Annotated in this window: 11 protein-coding genes and 1 pseudogene; 5 read left to right on the plus strand and 7 right to left on the minus strand. The window is 70.1% G+C overall.

What is annotated here, in order from left to right:
- The first annotated feature begins 390 nt into the window (after nucleotides 1–390).
- Complete coding sequence (locus tag ACFVQ3_RS17405; RefSeq protein WP_387641719.1) at nucleotides 391–2469, plus strand: LamG-like jellyroll fold domain-containing protein; 2079 nt, start codon at nucleotides 391–393, stop codon at nucleotides 2467–2469.
- Between the two features lie 105 nt (nucleotides 2470–2574).
- Nucleotides 2575–8793, plus strand: coding sequence for an RHS repeat-associated core domain-containing protein (locus ACFVQ3_RS17410; RefSeq protein ID WP_387641722.1), 6219 nt, complete (start codon nucleotides 2575–2577; stop codon nucleotides 8791–8793).
- Nucleotides 8794–9642: 849 nt separating this feature from the next.
- On the opposite strand, the gene ACFVQ3_RS17415 is transcribed toward ACFVQ3_RS17410, so the two are convergent.
- Complete coding sequence (locus ACFVQ3_RS17415) at nucleotides 9643–9870, minus strand: hypothetical protein (RefSeq protein ID WP_387641806.1); 228 nt, start codon at nucleotides 9868–9870, stop codon at nucleotides 9643–9645.
- Between the two features lie 70 nt (nucleotides 9871–9940).
- A pseudogene (locus tag ACFVQ3_RS17420) lies at nucleotides 9941–10021 on the minus strand (hypothetical protein); the annotation flags it as partial.
- A gap of 62 nt (nucleotides 10022–10083) precedes the next feature.
- Here ACFVQ3_RS17420 and ACFVQ3_RS17425 point away from each other — a divergent pair.
- The 3 genes from ACFVQ3_RS17425 (at nucleotide 10084) to ACFVQ3_RS17435 (ending at nucleotide 11398) form a co-directional block, all read left to right on the plus strand.
- Nucleotides 10084–10461, plus strand: coding sequence for a hypothetical protein (locus tag ACFVQ3_RS17425; RefSeq protein ID WP_387641725.1), 378 nt, complete (start codon nucleotides 10084–10086; stop codon nucleotides 10459–10461).
- 2 nt (nucleotides 10462–10463) lie between these two features.
- Nucleotides 10464–10751, plus strand: a complete 288-nt coding sequence (locus ACFVQ3_RS17430) for a hypothetical protein (protein WP_129464116.1) — start codon at nucleotides 10464–10466, stop codon at nucleotides 10749–10751.
- A gap of 245 nt (nucleotides 10752–10996) precedes the next feature.
- A complete protein-coding gene (locus ACFVQ3_RS17435) occupies nucleotides 10997–11398 on the plus strand; it encodes a hypothetical protein (RefSeq protein ID WP_387641727.1) in 402 nt (133 codons plus the stop codon).
- A gap of 263 nt (nucleotides 11399–11661) precedes the next feature.
- Here ACFVQ3_RS17435 and ACFVQ3_RS17440 read toward each other — a convergent pair whose 3' ends face one another.
- The 5 genes from ACFVQ3_RS17440 to ACFVQ3_RS17460 are packed head-to-tail and all read right to left on the minus strand — an operon-like array spanning nucleotide 11662 to nucleotide 18745.
- Nucleotides 11662–12702, minus strand: coding sequence for an FHA domain-containing protein (locus ACFVQ3_RS17440; RefSeq protein ID WP_387641730.1), 1041 nt, complete (start codon nucleotides 12700–12702; stop codon nucleotides 11662–11664).
- Complete coding sequence (locus tag ACFVQ3_RS17445; protein ID WP_387641733.1) at nucleotides 12699–13982, minus strand: VWA domain-containing protein; 1284 nt, start codon at nucleotides 13980–13982, stop codon at nucleotides 12699–12701. The genes ACFVQ3_RS17440 and ACFVQ3_RS17445 overlap by 4 nt, the downstream gene beginning before the upstream one ends.
- Before the next feature lie 22 nt (nucleotides 13983–14004).
- Nucleotides 14005–15258: a PP2C family protein-serine/threonine phosphatase gene (locus tag ACFVQ3_RS17450; protein ID WP_387641736.1), complete on the minus strand. Its 1254-nt coding sequence runs from the start codon at nucleotides 15256–15258 to the stop codon at nucleotides 14005–14007.
- A complete protein-coding gene (locus tag ACFVQ3_RS17455; protein WP_387641739.1) occupies nucleotides 15255–17600 on the minus strand; it encodes a tetratricopeptide repeat protein in 2346 nt (781 codons plus the stop codon). The genes ACFVQ3_RS17450 and ACFVQ3_RS17455 overlap by 4 nt, the downstream gene beginning before the upstream one ends.
- A complete protein-coding gene (locus tag ACFVQ3_RS17460) occupies nucleotides 17597–18745 on the minus strand; it encodes a hypothetical protein (protein WP_387641742.1) in 1149 nt (382 codons plus the stop codon). The genes ACFVQ3_RS17455 and ACFVQ3_RS17460 overlap by 4 nt, the downstream gene beginning before the upstream one ends.
- Nucleotides 18746–18763: the final 18 nt, after the last annotated feature.

Below are 18763 nucleotides of genomic sequence, written 5' to 3' on the forward strand. Positions count from 1 at the left end.
TACCCGGGTGTGTTCGAGGGGGTGGACCTGGTTCTTTCGGTGCATGAGGACGGGACGGGCTTCTCGGAGGTGTTGCGGGTCGAGTCTCCGGCGGCTGCGGCGAATCCGGCGTTGGCGTCGTTGTCGTTCCCGGTGCAGACCACCCAGGGGTTGAGTGTGGTCTCGGACGAGGGCGGGTTCGTCGCCGTCGACGACGCGGGTGAGGAGGTCTTCACGTCCCCGACGCCGTTGATGTGGGACTCGGGCGCCGATGAGGTGACTGACGCTGTCGGCGGTGCTGGGGGTCTGGCGCTGTTGGCTCCGCAGGCGTTGCGGAATGGCGGGGGCGTGTCGCTCGGGGCGAGCCTGTTCGCGCTCCCGGCCACTGGCGCGGTTGAGCCGGAGTCGGGGGTGGGTGCCGGTGACCCGGTCCTGGCGCCGCGTGAGGGGGACGAGATCGCCGCGATGCCCGCCGAGGTCACGGCTGAGGCGGTGACGATCACCCCCGACGCGCAGATGATCACCGACCCCGAGACCGTCTGGCCCATCTACATCGACCCCAGCGTCTCCGGCAGCCGCAACGAATGGACGCTGATCCGGTCCGGGACGCCCAACGCCGTGGCCGGGTACAAGTTCGGCGGCGACGCGGGGCTCGGGCTGTGCGACCCGAACGCGACCTCGGCGTGCACCAAGTACAACGACGTCCATCGCCTCGTCTGGGGCTTCGGCGGCTACGGCTCGTTCGGGGCGGCGAACGGAAGTGACGTCATCTCGGCGACGTTCACCGTCTACGGGACGCACTCGTGGAGCTGCTCGGCGACCACCACCCAGCTCTGGTACACGGGCATGATGTCCGCTGGTACGACCTGGAACAACCTCGGGTGGGGGGCGCAGACGGGCTCGGCAAACGTCGCCCACAAGCCCTCGTGCGCCGGTCAGAGCGACCGGTGGATCGAGTTCGATGCGACCGCCGGTGCTCGCGCACTGGCCGCCTTCGGTGGCGGGACCCTGACGATGGGTCTCAAGGCCGCCGACGAGGGCTCGATGGCTGGCGGGTGGAAGCGGTACCGGTTCGACTCGCACCTGTCCGTGACCTACGACCGGCCCCCGAGCGCACCGACGAGCGTGTGGATCTCGAACCCGGACACCGCCGGATGCGTCGTCGGGGCCGGGCGCCCCTACATTCGTTCGACGACCCCGACCATGCACTGGACGGTCGGGGACCCCGACGGAACCAACGTCATCGGGAACCTCGACTTCGTCGACCTCGCCGCACCGGGCTTCGCCTGGGACGCCCCCGAGGACACCGCGATGGCCTCCGGAAGCACCCACTCACGCACGGTGCCCCCGGGCAAGCTCCTCGACGGCCACACCTACCAGTGGCGCGCCGGCGGCCTCGACCCCGGGACGAGCCGCTACGGCCCCATGTCCGCGTGCGAGTTCACCATCGACGCCACGCCGCCGCCACCGGCGCTGATCACCATCGCCAACGGTGGGACCGCGGCCTACCTCGAGAACCAGATCGCAGGCGGGATCGGCCAGCTCGGACGCTTCACCCTCGGCTCCGACGGCGACCTCACCATCGTCGGCTACAAGTACTCCTTCAACTCCGACGCGCTCAACAACTACATCGGCATCGCCAACTGGTACGCGGCCGACATCTCGTTCACGCCGACCAGTGTTGGTTCTCAAAGACTCCTCGTGCAGGCTGTCGACCGGGCGGGGAACACGAGTCCGGTGCGTACGTATCGCTTCAGCGTGAACTTCCTGGGGACGAGCGGTTCGTGGCGCATGGACGAGGGCTCGGGTGCTGTGGTCTCAGACGCGTCGGGTGGTGGGCGAGCGCTTGGCCTGTCCTCCTCGGTGCAGCGGGGCGGAGGGCCGCTGGCGGACTTCGCTGGGGACACCTCGGACCGTGCCCTCGTCTTTGACGGGGCTTCTGACGCGGCACACACCACCGGGCCGGTGGTGAACACGAGCGGCAGCTACTCGGTCATGGCTTTCGTCAAGGCCAAGGATCTTGCCGGGATCGGCGTTGCGGTCAGTCAGGACGGGCAGAGCTATGGCGCGTTCAAGCTGGGGCAGCTGAGCGGTCCGTACTGCACGGGAGGAGCGGCGAGGTGCTGGGGTTTCTGGGCTTCGCAGAACGAGTCCGGTGCACCTCCGGCGATCGCGGCCAGCTCTGCAGTGGCCGAGCCCGAGTCGTGGGTCCATCTGACGGGGATACGCGACGCGAGCGCCGGGACGGTGAGCCTGTACGTCTGCGAGCTGGGCACGCCCGAGGCGCCGAAGTCGGGCGAGCCGGTACTGGCCGCGACGACGCCGTTGGGGCCCGTCACATGGAGCAGCGGGGGCCCGCTGCAGGTGGGCCGCGGCCTCGTGGCCGGGTCCCACGGCGAGAACTGGTCGGGCGCGATCGACGACGTACGGGTCTACGACTCCATCGTGACCATCGACGCGATCCGCCGTGCGTGCCAGAAGGCAGGGTGACGCGTGAAGAGCAATAGAAGTCCTCGGTTCGGCTCGGTAGGAGCGAAAGGCACCTCGATGGTGAAGAGCAACGGTCGGTCAGCACGGCTTGGCATCTCTACGGCAGTGATCGCCTCGCTGGTGGTCACGTTGGCCGGTGCTCCTGGAGCAGGAGCAGACGAGCGCACCGAGGCCGACAGGTCGTCCTGGTCCGCCGAGGAACGACGCGCCCACGGCCAGACGCTGTGGCCGGACAGGGACGACGAGAAGGTCGTCCCGTCGAAGGACGCGCCACCCGCCGACAAGCCGGCTCGTGCACCGCGCACCTCGAGCCCCACGACCGCTGTCGAGTGGCCCGAGGGAGGCGCCGCGACGGTCGACGTGCCGCTCAGCGGCGAGCCCGTGGAGGCCGAGCTTCCGAAGGTCCCCGTCACCGTGGCGGCACTCCCCGATGACGAGGGGCAGGAAGCCACGGCGAGCGATGCTCCGCCCGTCGAGGTGGCGGGTGCCCCGGTCGAGGTGGCTGTGGCTGATCGCGACACCACGAAGAAGGCCGACCTGGACGGACTGCTGCTGAGCGTCGAGCCTGCTACCGAGGGTGACGACGTCGGGACGCTCGAGGTGTCCATCGACTACTCGGGCTTTGCAGACGCCTTCGGCGGCGACTGGGCCTCACGACTCCAGGTCGTGTCCCTCCCCGACTGTGATCTTGCGGCACCGAGCGCCGGTTGTGACGAGCAGGTCGTGCTCGATTCCACGAACGACAGCGCCGCCGGAGTCGTGACCGCCCGAGTCGCCCCCGCGGCGATGGGCGCACTCGCCGTCACTGCCGGAGCCTCCGGCTCGGCCGGGAACTGGTCGGCGACCTCTCTCTCGCCCTCGGCGACCTGGCAGGTCTCGGAGCAGACGGGTGACTTCGCCTGGTCCTACCCGATGGCCGTTCCCGCCGGCCCCGGAGGACCGGAGCCCGAGCTCGCCCTGTCCTACTCGTCGGGTGCCGTCGACGGACGTGTGTCGAGCACCAACAACCAGTCGTCGTGGGTCGGCGACGGCTGGGACCTCAGTTCCGGGTACGTCGAACGCAAGTACGTCGCGTGCGCCGACGACATGGCGGGCGCGGCCAACAACGCGTCCCGCAAGACGGGGGACCTCTGCTGGCAGTCGGACAACGCGACGCTGGCGCTCAACGGCGGTGCTGTCGAGCTCGTCAAGGATGCCGCGAGCGGCGTGTGGAAGCCCAAGAAGGACGACGGCACCAAGATCGAGCGCCTGACCGGTTCGTGGAACGCGGGGCAGAACGGCGAGTACTGGAAGGTCACCACGAGTGACGGCACCCAGTACTTCTTCGGCCGAGACAAGCGCTCGGCTGCCGACACCGCCTCCCTCAACTCGGCCTGGACGGTGCCTGTCTTCGGCAACCACCCGGGCGACCCTTGCTACCAGGCTGCCTTTGCGAGCTCGTCCTGCAACCAGGTGTGGCGCTGGAACCTCGACTACGTCGTCGATCCTGGTGGCAACTCCCTGACCTACACGTACGCCAAGGAGACCAACAGCTACGGTCGCAACCTCAACACCGCGGTGTCGTCGTACGACCGGGGTGGCTACATGGTCAGCATCGACTACGGCCAGCGTGCGGGCGCCGAGGCGACCAAGGCCCCGGCGCGTGTCGAGTTCACGGTGGCCGAACGCTGCCTGCCCTCGGGCGGTGTCACGTGCGACCCGTCGCAGCTGACCGCGGCCAATGCCTCGAAGTGGCCGGACGTCCCGTTCGACCTGATCTGCACGTCCTCGTCGACGTGCCCCCAGCAGGTCTCGCCGGCGTTCTTCACGCGCAAGCGTCTGACGACGGTCACGACCAAGGTGCTGGACGGCTCGACCTACCGCAGCGTCGACTCGTGGACGCTGGGTCACCAGTTCCCCGATCCGGGAGACGGCACCGACGCTGTCCTGTGGCTCGCCTCGATCGAACGGACCGGTCACGTCGGCACGGCGGTCACGCTGCCCAAGGTCACGTTCGTCGGGGAGCAGAAGGCGAACCGGGTGGACACGCTCGGGGACATCGGTCCCGCGATGAACCGCTATCGGATCATCGCCATCAACACCGAGTCCGGCGGTACGGTCTCGGTCAACTACACGCCGCAGGACTGCACCTCGGGGAACACCCCCGCGGCGCCGGAGTCCAACACCCGACGTTGCTTCCCCGTCTTCTGGGATCCCGAGGGTGGGATCGGCTCCACGATGGAGTACTTCCACAAGTACCTGGTGTCCTCGATCGTCGCGAGCGGCAACGACTCGCAGTCGCAGGCCACCGTGACGGCGTACTCCTACGTGGGCGACGCGGCCTGGCACTACGACGACAACGAGCTCGTCCCCGTCAAGCAGCGGACCTGGGGACAGTTCAGGGGCTACGCGACGGTCGATGTGACTACAGGTGACTCGACCACCAACCAGCTCAAGACGCGCTCGCGCTTCTTCCGCGGGATGAACGGCGACCGGGCCAATGCGGCAGGTGGATCCAAGAGCGTGAGCGTCGACGGCATCGTCGACCACGACTGGTTCAACGGCATGGCCCGCGAGGAGATCGTCTTCGACGGCGCGACCGAGGTGTCGGGAACGCTGAGCGTTCCGTGGGCCTCCGGAGTGACTGCGACGGGCGCCGACGGCACGTCCTCCCGGTACGTCGGGGTCGGCACGGTCGAGTCCCGTACGACCGCACCCGCGCTGCCGGGCGGCAAGCGGACCACGCGCACGGTCACCTCGTTCGACCAGTACGGGATGCCGACGCAGGTCGACGACCAGGGTGACGTCTCCACCGCGGCGGACGACCAGTGCACGCGGACCGAGTACAACCGCAACGTCGGGCTGAACATTCTCAGCACCGTCATGCGCGCCGAGACGGTCGCGAAGAGCTGCGCGACCACTCCGTCCCGCCCGGTCGATGTGATCAGTGACGTTCGTTCGTCGTTCGACGGCGGAGCCTACGGCGCAGCCCCGACCAAGGGGCTTGTCACCAGGACCGAGCACCTCAAGGCGTACACGGGCGCTACGGCCCAGTACGTGGCGACGTCGACGAGCACCTATGACGTCTACGGCCGTGTCACGCAGTCGACCGACGCGCTCGGCCGCGCGACGACGACGTCCTACGTCCCCGCGACGGGCGGACCGGTCACGAAGACGACCACTACCAGTGCCGACCCTGACGGCTCGGGCCCGCTGACGGCTCACGCCGTGACCACCGACGTCGAGCCCCTGCGCGGGACGCCCGTGAAGGTCACGGACGCGAGCGGCAAGGTCACGAGCGGCACCTACGACGCGCTGGGACGTCTCACCCAGGTCTGGCAGCCGGGCCGGGTCCAGGGCACGGACACCCCGAGCGCCAAGTACACCTACAAGATCGTGACGGCAGGCTCGAATGCCGTCACGTCCGAGTCCCTCATCCACAACGGCACGTACCAGACCTCGGTCGCGCTCTTCGACGGTCTGCTGCGCGCACGTCAGACGCAGGCACCGTCGGCCTCGCGGACCGATGCCGGACGCATCGTGACGGACACGATCTACGACTCGCGCGGACTCGCGACCACCACCAACGCCCCCTGGTACACCACGGGCGACCCCGCTACGACGACGGTCGTCCCGACGACGGCAGTCCCGGCACGCACCAAGACGACCTTCGACGGCGCGGGCCGACCGACGTCGTCGGTGTTCCAGGTCGCCGAGCAGGACCGGTGGAGCACGACCACGACGTACGGCGGCGACCGCGTGAGCGTCGATCCGCCGGCAGGGGCTGTCCCGACCACGACCATCAGCGACGCCCGTGGGAAGACCACCTCGCTGTTGCAGTACACGGGCGCCGGTCCGACGGGTACCAGCCAGGCCACGAGCTACACGTACGACCAGGCTGGTCGGTTGAGCAAGGTCGTCGACCCGGCAGGCAACCAGTGGACCTACGGCTACGACCTCCGGGGTCTTCAGACGTCGGCGACCGACCCCGACAAGGGCACGACCACCTCGACGTACGACGACGCGGGTCAGCTGCTCACGACGACGGACGCTCGCGGCGTCACGCTCGCGTCCGTCTACGACCAGCTCGGGCGCAAGACCCAGCTGCGCGAGAACACCGCAACAGGCCCCCTGCGCTCCTCGTGGGAGTACGACACACTCGCCAAGGGGCTCCTGACGTCCAGCACCCGGCACGAGGGGACGTCCAAGTACGTCACCGCGGTGACGGGGTACGACGCAGCGGGGCGCCCCCTGGGGCAGGCCGTCACACTGCCTGCGGCTGAGGGTGCCCTCGCAGGCACCCACAAGACGGAGTACACGTACACGGTCGACGGCCAGGTCAAGACGACCAAGTACCCTGCCGCAGGCGCGCTGGGCGCCGAGACCGTCACGACCTACTTCGACAGCCGGTCCGTTCCCGAGTGGATGGGTGGGGGCGTCGGGTGGGGCGTGTACGTCGCGGGTAGCCAGTACTCGCCGTACGGTGAGCCGCTGGTGCTCGACCTCGGGTCGAGGAAGGCGCAGATGCTCAACTTCTCGTACGAGCACGGCACGCGTCGAGCGGAGCAGACCTGGCTCCAGCGCGAGGACAAGACGACGTACGACCTCGACCTCTCCTACACGTACGACGACGCAGGGAACATCCTGTCGATCGCCGACGCTCCTCCGGGAAAGCCTGCTGACACGCAGTGCTTCGCCTACGACGCGCTCCGTCGCCTGACGGAGGCGTGGACCCCGAAGACCGTTGACTGTGGACCTGCGGGCCGCACGGTGGCCAACCTCGGCGGGCCTGCCCCCTACTGGACGAGCTACACGCACGACCTGGTAGGCAACCGCACCACGAGCACCCAGCACACCAGCACGGGTGACACGACGAGCACGTACGCCTATCCGGCCGCTGGTGGGAGCCAGCCGCACGCGCTGAAGACCGTTACCCACTCCGCCGCTGCGCCGACCGCGCCCACGACGGACGCCTACTCTTACGACGCAGCGGGCAATCTCCTGACGCGGAACCTCGCAGGCGAGGCTCCGCAGACGCTGACGTGGGACGCCGAGGGCAAGCTCGACTCCCTCAAGGAGGGGACCGAGGCATCGGACGAGTACATCTACTCGGCTGACGGGCAGCGCCTCGTCCGGCACCAGGACGGGGTGACCACGGTCTACCTGCCGGGCGGCCAGGAGCTCACGCTCACCGGAAGCACCATCACCGGTACGCGGTACTACTCGTTCGCCGGCAAGACCGTCGCCTCCCGAACGGCGACCGGCCCGGCGGGTGTGCGGACGCTCATCAGTGACCACCACGCCACGGCCGAGATCTCGATCAACAACTCGACCAACCAGCTCACGCGGCGCTACCACGACCCGTACGGGAACCCCCGTGGCGCAGCGGCATCCACCTGGGTCGGGGATCGTGGATTCCTCAACAAGCCCACCGACTCCACAGGGCTCACGCAGGTCGGGGCGCGCTACTACGACGCGCAGACGGGGCGCTTCATCTCGGTCGATCCGCTGATGGATTTGATGGATCCGCAGCAGTGGAACGGGTACGCGTACTCGAACAACAACCCCACGACGTACTCCGATCCGACCGGGCTCCTGATCGGGATGCTTGCCGACGGGATGTCAACGAGACCCAGGGCGACGAAGACCAACGCGGCTGGTCATGCAGCTGCCACAAAGACGGTGGTGGTGCCGATCAACTCGAAGTTCAACCTTTCGAGCAGCTACAGGGCGATAGGAAAACTTGCCGCGAAGGGGAGTTCTGCCCGGAACTCCAACAAGGGCTCCTTCAATCTGTGGGACGCAATTCGTCCTGGCGTCGCGGACATGGTTAACGGGGCCGCGTCGTTTGGAAATGCTATTATCAAGAATCCTGTGGAAACAACCATGGCTGGGGTTGGATTGGCGTTGATGTACGCCGGGGCCGGGATCATTACGGGCGGAGGCGCGGTTTGCTTGACAGGTGTAGGCTGCGTCGCTGGCGCTCCTGCCATAGCCGGAGGGGTCGCGGTCGCGGCCGCCGGGGGGACTGCAACCGCGCTCTCGCTTTCGAGCCTTGGCCAGAAAGCCATGGGTGAGAATCGCGTCGAGATTATGCAGCGAGGCTCGTCGGGGTCGAACGCGAAATCGCCGAACCAGATGAACCAGGAGATCAAGCGGGGTAAGGCGCCGACGGACGTGACGCGCGTGGACAAGGGTAAGATCCTAGGGGAGCAGGACCATGTGCACTTCAGGGACGGGGGAGCGTTGAACAAGGACGGTACGTGGAAGCACCCGGGGGGCGACCTGACGAGGTCGCAGTCTGAGTGGCTAACGAAGAATGGATGGACATTGCCTGGTGAGTAGTCAACTGGATGCATGGATTCGCGATACCGCTGGCCGGCTGGATTCTGCAAGCGACGCTTGCTACTTCGAAAGTCGGCACCTCGATGAAGTTGGTGTGCGTTGGGAAACTGGAAATCTCCCGCACGTAATTGCGATGGCCGCGCAGGCTTCGACTGGATTGCCCGATAGCATTCGCCTTTCGCTAGCGGTGCCACTGGACGACTCGGATGGGCCCGTATTGGTTAAGCCCATCCTCGAAGAGTTGCCCTTCTCGGAGTTTGAGCCGCCTTCATTTTACCTATTTTCCGAACGGTACTTTGCACTCGTTGGCGACTTGAGTGATCGACACATCCTTCCATATTCGAGTTTGCCGTCGCAGTATGGAGAGCGCATCGTCCATCTCGAGCATGTCTCGCGACGGGATAAAGAGGCGACTGATAACGGTTGGGAGTACGGAAATACCCTTTGGATTCACTTCTTGAAGTGAGGGTGGGGGTGCTGTGCTCGGCCTAGGGAAGAATCGAGGACAGGTCGCGTACTGGTTACGAGACGCGACCATCCGCCGAGTTAGTTGAGGTCGCCGTCGGCGACCTCACGGCCCTGGCCGGGCAGGGATCGGGTCGATGGGCGAGCTCGCCGCTCTCGGTGCTGAGGTATGTGCCACTGGACGACTGAAGGTCTTCGATCCGTCGGTGTTGAGCTGGCAGTGCCTCCGTAAGACCCCGGTGTCGGCTCCGCAATCGTCTGCGGGTGGACGTGCGCGAGGCCGACGCCTGCGAGGATCCTGCGCTCGCGCAGTCCCACGAGACCTGGCAGCCCGCCCGTCGTCAGTGGGTCTTCGGCCCTCCGCCGACGGCCCCGACCCATCGACTACTTCTTCTCGTAGATCAGCCCGAACTCGCTGAGCAACTCTCCGATCTCGGTCGTGTCGATCCTGTGCAGTAGGCGGTTGCGCAGGATGCCGGGGCCGGGGATGTGCAGTTCCTCGCCGTCGCGCAGGCGCGTGGTCGCGGCGAGCAACTTGCGCACGTCGTAGGTCGAATATGAAGACCTCGGGGACGCCGCGCTCGACCCGAGGAGCTGGTAGGCCGCCTCCATGCCGGTAGTCCTCGGTCGCGAAGATCGTGTCGCGAGTGGTCCCGGCGAGCTGGCCGAAGAAGGCGAAGTTCACGGCGCCGTCGGGGACGACGTCGGTCCGGTCGCCCGCTCGACGGGGCAGGAAGAACGACGTCACGGACGGCACCGTCATGGCGCCCGTCGTGGAGCGCTCGGGGATCTCTTCGACGGGGACCGAAGCTTGAAGGAGAGCCCGTGAACCTCCCCGACCTCGTCCTGATCGGCTATTGGCAGGGCAGAGGGGCCGACGGCTGGCCCGACCCTGCGGACTTCGTCGACCCTGACTGGGACGACGACGAGCGCGATCTCGTCGTCCGCTACCTCGCGCGCGGGTTCGTGGTCCGGTACTACATGGGGTATTCGCCGTGCCGGCTCTGCGGGATGAACAACGGCGCGTTGGAGCTCAGCGACGGCGTCTACGTCTGGCCGGAAGGGCTGAGGCACTACGTCGTCGACCACGACGTACGTCTTCCGCAGGAGTTCGTCTCGCACGTGGCGACGACGACCGAGGCCTTCGAGACTGCCGGGCGTGACGAGTCGTGGTGGCGCGCGATGGCTTCGCGGAGGGAGTGACGGTGAGGAGCAGAGAGGAGCTTGAGGTGCTCGCGGCCGGTTTGCGGCCGGGCAAGCCCCCCGGTGATCCAGCGGCCATGATCGATGAGGCCCAGCGGCTGAGAGCCGCCGGTCTTTCGGTGGTCGAGACGATGTTCGTCGTCGCCACGGCCTTCGACGTCTCGCTCGGTGACGCGAAGGCAACGGTCCTGACCGGTGACGTGTCCGGTGCCCTGATCGCAGAGCACTCCCGGCTTCTCGACGCCGTCGAGGCCGACCCCAGGTTGACGTCCACGCTGGACGACCTCTGACGACCAGGGGTCGAGGGGCGACCGGACGGCCGTCGGTGACGACGCGAGCGGCAAGGTTGTCCCCGCGGGCGCGCAGACCGTTCCCGTGTGAGCGCTCGTCGTCCCCGAGCTTGTGCGGAAGTCCGTCGGGGCCCTAGTGTCCAGCTACCGCTGCTGGCTGGGTGTTGTCCGAGAGTCCGTCGGGGCTCGCCCGTCAGGGTCAGGGTTGGGTGTGGGGTTCGTCATCGGGGGTGATGGAGCTGGAGATGTCCTACGACCAGTGGAGAACTGACGAACTCCAGGGAACGACACAGGCGGACTACGTGATTGCTCTCGACGCCCGTCTCCGCCTCATGGACGGCGGCATCACGCTCCTCGAAGAGACAGGCTTCCCCGTCGTAGAGCTTGCTCGAAGCCTGCTCGCCTGGCTCGAAGGTTCCGCGGACGGCGATTTCGAGTTCGAATCGATGTCGTACGAGGAGAGCGGCGCGATCCGGATACAGCAGACGGAAGCAGGTTGGGTGGTCGGCTCGGTCTTCGCGCCGGGGCTGACGACAGCGCCGACTGATCGCTCCGGCGTCGAAGAGCCCTGTCGACTCTTTGTCGCCATGGTCGAGTCCGATCTCGAAGAGCTCGGCGTCGATCCCGCCGAAGTACTCAGGCGATGACGGAGGCCCGATCACCCGTTGTCGAGTCGCACGGAGATTGGACCGTCGAGGTGCGAGCACCCGGACGACGTTGCGCAGGCCACCCCCACCCGCGGGGATCGACGATGAACGCGCTCGAACTGTTGGGAGGACGGCAGGTAGCCCGATCCGCAGGTCGACGTCGAAGAGATGTGCCGGCCGTGCCTGTGTAGCGCCGCATGGAGATGGCGCGGCCCCGGCCTCAGCCGGGGACCGCGCCACCCGTCGCGTACGAAGCGAAGGGCTCAGACCTCCCCAGGCATCGCCTTGCGGATCACGAGCCGCGTCCAGCCGCCGAGGTAGATGCGGTCTCCGTCGGCGACTTCGCGGCGCTGACCGGCCGGGATCGGGTCGACGGGCAGCTCGCCGCCCGCGGGGCTGAGGTAGGTCCCGTTGGAGGACTGGAGGTCCTCGACCCACCAGCGCTGCCCGTCGGTGTTGAGCTGGCAGTGCCGCCGCGAGACGCCGGTGTCGGCGCCGCAGTCGATCTGCGGGTGGATGTTGCGCGACACCGAGGGGCGTCCCACGAGCACGCTGCGCTCGCGCAGCACCACGAGACCCGGCAGCCCGGCCGACGGGAGCGGGTCCTCGGCCTTCTGCGCCTGGTACCAGTCGGGGTCGATCCACACCTCGACGACCCACTGGTCCTCGCCCGGCACGGGCGGCGTCGGCAGGTGCGTCCCGCTGCCCGACGGCGTCGCACCCGTCGAGGGCGTCGCCTCGCCCTCGGCCGGGTCGGCAGGAGCACCAGGAGCCCCCGGCGCGACGAGAGGTCCGGTTCCCGGGGCTCCACCAGCGACCGGGGCGGACGACTGGTCACCCGCCTCCGGGTCGCCGATCGGCGGCGTGAGCGCCGCCGGCGCCGACAGCGGGTCGGCCGACGGTGCGGCCGCGGGGGACCCCGCGGGGGGAGCGACCGGGTCGAGGTCGAGCGACGACGCCGGGGGAGCGAGCGGACCGGACGCCGCAGCCGGTGCAGGCGCACCGACCGAGACCGGCGTCGCAGCCGATGGTGCCCCGTCCGGCTCGGGCAGCGAGCCGGTCGTGAAGTCGTAGCCGCAGTTCTCGCAGAACAGTGCCCCGGCCGCGGCCGGGAAGGAGCAGTGCGGGCACGCGATGGGCTCGCCACCTCCGGCACCGGCACGGGCAGCGGGCGCGCCGACCCCCGCGGAGCCGGAGGACACCGCCCCCGATGCGCTGCTCGACGCGGCCCCCATGGGCTCTCCGCACACGTCGCAGTAGTCGGTCGACTCGGACGCGTGCCCGTTGGGGCAGATCGCGCTCATCGCTTGACCCGCGTGGTCTTGGTCGAGGCCGTGTCGAGGGCCATCTCGTCGAGCTTGTCGGTGTTGCGCTTGAGGCGCACGGTGCCCTGCTCCTCGCTCTCGATCTCGACGACCTTGCGCAGGCGCGAGGTCGCCTCGTCGTTGCCGGTCTCGGCCGCGAGCTGCACGGCGCGCCCGAGCTTGACGGTCGCCGTGGCCTCGTCGCCCGCCGCCTTGGCCGCGAGGCCCTCCTGGATCGCGGACGCGAGCTCCGCCTGACCCGTGTAGTGCGCGACCTCCGGGTTGATGCGGGTGGTGAGCGAGCCGTCGTCGGACCACTTGGCCTTGACCAGACCCGACGAGACCACCTCGCCGTTCACGGCGAGCTGCACGCGCGCCGCGAGCTGCTCCGAGCCCACGGGCTTCGAGGCCACGCGCACGGCCACGTGGTAGTCGCGCGACTCGTCGCCCCACGAGCCCGTGGGGTAGGAGCCAGTGAGGGGGTTGACCACGGCGCGACGGGTCGTGAGGTCCTCGACGGTCGGGGCGACCTGGCGGACGAACAGCACCTGGGCGCCCTGCGGGGCCCACACGCGCAGGTCCGCGGATGCCACGCCGCGCGACATGGACTTCTGGACGAGCGAGGAGAAGTCGGCCGCGATCTCGCTCGGGTCGGCGATCAGGTCGACCGTCCCGAGCAGGGCCGTCGAGATCTCGCGCAGCTCGTCGACCTGCCAGCGCGACCCGACGCCGCGCGCGTCGCACTGGAACCTCCCGGTCACGGCACGCACGACCTGCGACAGGTTCTCGCGCGGCTCGGACTCGTTCTTGCCGTCGGTCAGCAGGATCGCGTGGCGCTGGACGGCCTGGGGCACGGTGTCGAAGAGCTGGGCGGCGAGCTGGAGCCACGTGCTCATCGCGGTGCCGCCCGACGGGCTCATCATCGCGATGGCCCGCTTGGCCTCCTCGCGCGCTGCGGGCTCCATCTGCACCATCGCGACGCGCGCGTTGGGGTAGGGGAACGCGCGCTGCGCGACGTGGCTGCCGCCGACGATCGCGAACCAGGTCCCGTCGAGGATCTGGTCGACCGCGACCTGCGCGGCGTACTTCGCGGACTCCATGTTGCGCCCGGACATCGAGCCGGACGTGTCGACCATGATGATCTCGGCGACGCCGCCGCCCGACGTCGCGGCCCCCGCCTGACCTGCCCCTCGGGCGGTCACCGTCACGATGGCGTGCACATCCGTGGCGCCCTCGGACAGGAACTCGTTCTGGAAGACCTCGGCGGAGAACTCGGCCATGGGTTCTGGGCTCCTTCGTGGATCAGAGGGCGCGTGTCGCGGGCTCGTCGCCCGAGAACGCGTCTGTGTGCAGGTTATCGGAGGTGTCCGGGGCGGCGAGCGCCTCGAACCGCGCAAGGGTTGCGGTGATGTTGTCCCGGCCGCCCTGGGCGTTGGCCCAGCGCACGAGCTCGGTCGCCAGGGCACGCGGCTCGCGTCCCGTGGTGGCCTCGGTCGAGCGGACCAGGTCGGCAAGGTCGTCGGCCGCGGAGCAGTAGTTCCACAGGCCGTCCGAGCAGACCAGCAGCCACCCCGAGGAGTCCGGGACGGTCGGGGCGCAGCGCGCCGCGGGGTCGGTCGAGTCGGGCCCGAGCCAGCGCGTGATCGCGTGCGCCTGGGGCGCGTTCTCGGCGACGTGGCGCGGGGTGCCCATGGCCATGAGCTCGTGGGCCCACGAGTCGTCGACGCTGAGCTGGCGGGCGGTCCCGGCGTCGGGGATCCAGTAGGCGCGCGAGTCGCCCACCCAGCCCGCGACGACCAGCGGTCCGTCGACGACGGCCGCGACGAACGTGCACGACGGCGGCTCGGCCCGCTCGGCCTTGTCTCCCACGGCGACCAGGACCGCGTCGTTCGCGGTCGTCGACGCGGCGACCATGAGGGCCTGCCACGCCTGGATGCGCTCGGTGAGGTCGCCCGTGACGGGGGCTGCGCCGTCGGGCCCACCGGACGCGAGCACGTCGCGGGCCGCACGCGCGGCCGCGAGGCTCGCGACGTCCGAGTCCGGCGCCGCCGAGACCCCGTCGCACACCACGAGCGCCGCGAAGCGCCCGGCCGTGGCCGGGTCGCCCGACGCGGCGAGCGACATGGCGTCCTCGTTGCGCGAGTGCCGGATGCCGCGGTCGCACACCCCCGCGACCCAGGGGGCGGGCTGCTCGACCCAGTGGTCGCGCTCGACCTGGGCCTTCTCGCCGCACTGCTCGCAGTAGCCGTCGTCCGCGACCGTCCCGCCGCAGCTCGTGCAGGGTCGCCGGGCCGCGGGAGGCGGCGGAGGAGGGGGCGGCGGCACGGCGCCCGAGTCGGGGTCCGTGGGCTTGAGGTCGGCAGGCGGCGCGGGCAGCGTGAGGGGAGGCAGCGCGGGCACGGGCGGGCGCGCCAGGATGGGCGGCCCGTCGCCGGCGGCCACCGCAGGCCCGACGTCGGAGCCGCAGTTCTCGCAGAACCTCGCCCCGGGCGCGGGCACCTCACCGCACGTGGCGCACGGCGCGAGCAGGCCCGATGCGTCCTCCTGCGCGCTCACGTCGTCGTCCAGCGGCGCACCGCGTTCGCCCGGTCGACCAGGTCGATCTTCGCGACCCGGTCCTCGGTGAGGGTCGCCATCTCGCGGTAGGCCCCCTCGAGGGCGTCGCGCAGCGGCGGCTCCTTGGGCTCGACCCCGCCGAGGCGCGCCGTGCCGACCTGCTTCTTGACCGTGACCTCCTCGAGCGCCGAGCTCAGGACATCGATCGAGAGGGCCACGCGGTCGCGCTGGGGGATCGCGACCGACTCGACGCTGGCGAGGGCCTCGGCCAGGGCCGTGAGCCCGCGGTCGGAGCCGGCGAGGAGCCGGGCGCGGCGCATGCGCGCATCGGTGTACGAGCTGCGGGTCGGGGTCACGAGGTCCAGGGCGTGCAGCGCCCCGTCGAGGTCGCCGCGCGCCTGCCGGATGCGGGCGAGCCCGAACGCCGCGGGCGCGGTGTAGTTGGCGTCCGACCGGGCGCAGATCACGTACAGCGACTCCGCGATGTCCGGTTCCCCGCTGACCTCGCACGCCACCGCGAGCGCGAGCTTGGGTGCGAGCTCGCCGGGGACCTGGCCGTAGACCGCGTTGAACGACGCGCGGGCGTCCGCGGCCTCGCCGCGCGCGAGCTCGGCCAGCCCGCCGATCCAGGCCGCACGCCACTCCCACGGGTCGTCGGCGAGGATCTCGACGATCGTCTTGTCGACCTCGGCGAACCGGCGGTGCTCGATCGCGGCCTTGGCGTACGCGAGCCGCACCTCGACGGTCGACTCGGGAGCCGCCGCCAGGGCCGCCATGCGCGCCGCCGGGTCGGCGATGTTGACGCCCGCGAGCCAGCTCGCCATGGGGTCGGACTCGTCGACCTTGAGGGTCGGCAGGGCGTCCCACGTGAGGGGGTGGTCGGCGTCGTCGGACACGGGCGCGTCGAACAGGACCGACGCCGCCGAGTGCAGCGCGCCGCTGCCCGGGCCGCGGTCGGTCGCGACGACCTCGCGCAGCACCCCGATGAGCTGGGCGCGCATCTCGTCGACCGTCGCGAAGCGGTCCGAAGGGTCGAGCGCGCACGCCTTGGCGAGGAGCCGGTAGAACGAGTCGTACTGCTGGAAGACCGGGGTCTCGGCCACGGGCGGCAGGGAGGCGACGTACGTCGTCTGGTTCCCGCGGAAGTCCAGCACGAGCGTCGCGAGCGTGCGCCCGATCGTGTAGATGTCGGACGCGACCGACGTCCCGATCTCCGCGACCTCGGGGGCCTGGTAGCCGACCGTGCCGAAGATCGCGGACGTCATGTCGTCCAGGCGCCGCACGCCACCCAGGTCGATGAGCTTGACGCCGTCGCCCTGCTGGATCATGTTGTCGGGCTTGAAGTCGCAGAAGATCAGGCCCAGGTCGTGCAGGTACGCGAACGCCGGGAGGATCTCCAGGACGAACGCGAGCGCCTGGTCCACGGGCAGCGGGGCCACGACCCCGCCGTTGTCGTCGCGGCGGTCCTTGAGGATCTCCTTGAGCGACTTGCCGCCCACGTACTCCATGACGGTGTAGCCCGCGCCGTCGTGCATCACGAAGTTGTAGATCTCGACGATCAGCGGGTGCTCGACCTCGGCCAGGAACTGGCGCTCGGAGATCGCGGCCGCGAACGCGTCGGGGTCGCCCGAGTTGAGCAGACCCTTGAGCACGACCCACCGGCCCGACACGTTCTGGTCGCGGGCCAGGTAGATCCAGCCGAGGCCGCCGTGCGCGAGGCAGCCCACGACCTCGTACTGCCCGCCGACGACGTCGCCCGGCGAGAGCTGCGGGTCGAACGAGAACGCCGTGCGGCACTGCGGGCAGAAGCCCGAGGTGCGGCCCGGGACGCCGTCGCGCGACCGGCCGACCTTGGCGCCGCACGTGGGGCAGAAGCGCTTGGACTCCGCGAGCTCGGGCACGGCCATGATGGCCTGGAGCGGGTCACGGACCGGGGCGCTCGGCACGGTCGTCAGGCCCGCGCCCAGGCGGTGGCCGCGAAGTCGCGTCGAGGAGGTGCCGACGCGGCGAGTCGACTTGGTGCCCGTCACGGCCGAGCGGGCCGAGCCGAGCGCGGCGCTCGCGAGCTGGGTCGAGCTCGTGCGCCCGGTACGGGTCGAGACGGCCTCGCCCTCGGGGCCGGGGCCGGCCGCGTAGTTCGGCGCGGCCTGCGCGATACCCGTCCCGAGCATGGCCGACGGCGAGGCGGCGGCTGCGGTCGCGGACGTCGAGGGCCCAGCCGTGCCGGGAGCACCGTCCGCGGCCGACGGAGCGGCGGGCGAACCGCAGACGTTGCAGTAGCCGTCCTCGATGAAGCCGGGGCAGCCCGGCTGGGAGCAGGGCTCCTGAGCGGTCGTGGTCATCGGGACGATCCTTCCTGGCCCGGTGCGGGCGACGGTCCGGGCGACGAGAGGTGTGCGGGCAGGTCTCGGGACAGGAACTGGTACTGCTCGACGAGGAAGCGCAGGAGGACGACGTCGCAGGGCACGGCCTCGCCCGCCTCGCGGGCCTCGGCCAGCCCGGAGCGGACCGTGGGGGAGGCGCTGCGGCCGTTGGCGTCGGCCTTCACGCGGTAGGCGTCGAGCCGGTAGCGGAGCTCGGCCCGTTCGCGCAGCGGCGCGGTGTACGCGGACTCGACCGTGTCGAACGCACGAGCGACGGTCGCGAGCCGGGTCAGGAAGCCGTCGAGCCCCGCGCGGTCGTGCGGTACCTCGCCCAGGCGTGACACGTCGGGCACCGCGAGGCGCGGGGGAGCGGCGATCTCGCGGCGGGCGCGGGCCGCGAGGTCGCGCAGCGAGGGCTCGCGCGCCTCGAGCGCCGCGTAGCGCTCGACGGCCTGCTTGCGGTCACGGGCCAGCTCGCGGCGCTCGGACGCGCCCACGATGAGGTCGCGCTCGGTGCGGGCGACCTCGGCCTCGAGCTCGGTCAGGGGGCCGGTCACGTCGGCGCCGTTCGACGCCTTGTCGCGCAGGCGCGTCCAGCGCTCCCGGAGCTTCTCGACCCGACCCCGGGCCGACGTGTCGGACCCGGCGAGCTCGTCGCACCGGGCCAGCTCGGCGCGCAGGCCACGGAACCGTGCGACCTCGTCGGCCGCGTTCGGGTCGAACGACAGGCGGGTGCGCAGCGCGGCCACGATCGCGTCGCACAGCCGCGTCGCCTCGACCAGGGACACGAGCGACGAGCCGTCGGGCGAGCTGAGCCGCCCCCAGACAAGCTGCGAGATCTTCTCGCGCGCGACCGTGTCCGCGCGCCCCGAGTCCCAGACCACGGCCATCTCGTCGGCGCGCGTGCGGGCCGCCTGCCACAGGGTCATGGCGAGCAGCATGTCGGCGGTGTACGTCTCGGGCGACGCCGCGGCCTGGGCTGCCGCGTCGAGGCGGTCGAGCTCGGTGCGCCGCGCCCGCAGCCACTCCTCGAGGGCCGCGAGGTACGTGAAGAGCTCGGCGGCTGGGCTCGCCTCGCCCAGGCGTCCGGGCGCGCTCGGAGCCTGCTGCGTGCGCGGGGCCACGGGTGGTCCGGCAGCGGC

The sequence above is a fragment of the Oerskovia sp. NPDC057915 genome, from assembly GCF_042887685.1.
Classification (GTDB): domain Bacteria; phylum Actinomycetota; class Actinomycetes; order Actinomycetales; family Cellulomonadaceae; genus Oerskovia.